This window comes from Bifidobacterium pullorum subsp. saeculare (genome assembly GCF_016899725.1).
In the GTDB taxonomy this organism is placed as follows: domain Bacteria; phylum Actinomycetota; class Actinomycetes; order Actinomycetales; family Bifidobacteriaceae; genus Bifidobacterium; species Bifidobacterium pullorum_C.
Map to the genome: position 1 here is coordinate 1 of NZ_JACLYU010000056.1, position 951 is coordinate 951.

Consider the following 951-nt stretch of genomic DNA (forward strand, 5'->3'; position numbering starts at 1 on the left):
GATGGAACCACGTGAGAAGACAGGTCAAGCTCGACGGCATGACCCCGGTGGAATACCGGGACCGAGCCCTGCAAAAGGCAGCCTGACCGCTATGACTTAACAAGTCCAACTTCCGGGACGCAGTTCAAAATCCGCCCCAACGAACCGAGATATCACGCCGCCTACGCCCCAACGAACCGAGATACCCCGGCTGGGTGCAGGCGGTGCCAAGGCCATGCGGCGAACTGTACGCTGAGCGGCCGTGAGCGTACGGTTTGCCGCACCCGGCACCACCGCACACACGACGATGCGAAGAGCCCGATCGCTCGACGGGTGTGGACATGCGCGCTGCCGGCGTGCGCCGTCACCTAAGGTGGAAGGTATGACGAAGGATGACGGATTCGACGTGGTTCCCTCCGGCGGCACCGGCCGGCCATCAGGCCAGTCATCAGACGGCGGCGGTGTGCCGTCGCCGGTCCTGCCCGCGCCGTCGCCGCTGCCGCCGGCATCCCGCCCGCCGGCCCCGCCCGCATGGCCGGTGCCACGGCTTTCGATGCGCCCCGGCGACGAGGCACACCGGATCGTCACGCGGCTCGGGAGGATCCGGCGCGCCATGACGCGGCGCGCCGCCACGCGTCCCGTCCGGCTCACGGTCGCCTATCACGCCGTGCTGCTGGGCGTGAGCTTCGTGGGGTCGATCGTGGCGATGGTCGTCGCCATCATGCGCACGCCCGGGCTGCTCGGCATGTCGGACCAGAAGCTTGAAGAGGTGACCGGCGGCTGGATTGGTCCGCTGAGCCTGGCCACGTCGCTGCTGGCCTTCCTGTTCGTGGCGCTCATGCGCCGCCGCGAGATCGGCACACGCGCCTTCTGGTTCGGCGGCCGGTCGACGGTGCGCCTTCCGCGTGCCGCGGCCGCGACGCCGCCCGGCCCGTACGGTCCGTACGGTTCGTACGCCGCGCCCGCCGCCCC

General features: G+C 70.0%; 2 protein-coding genes. Both read left to right on the forward strand.

Annotation, left to right across the window (positions count from 1 at the left end; all coding sequences use genetic code 11):
* The coding region (locus tag H7U32_RS11830) for an IS3 family transposase (protein WP_369122467.1) at positions 1 to 86 on the forward strand (86 nt) is incomplete at its 5' end.
* 275 nt (positions 87 to 361) lie between these two features.
* The coding region (locus H7U32_RS09365) for a hypothetical protein (RefSeq protein ID WP_204469794.1) at positions 362 to 951 on the forward strand (590 nt) is incomplete at its 3' end.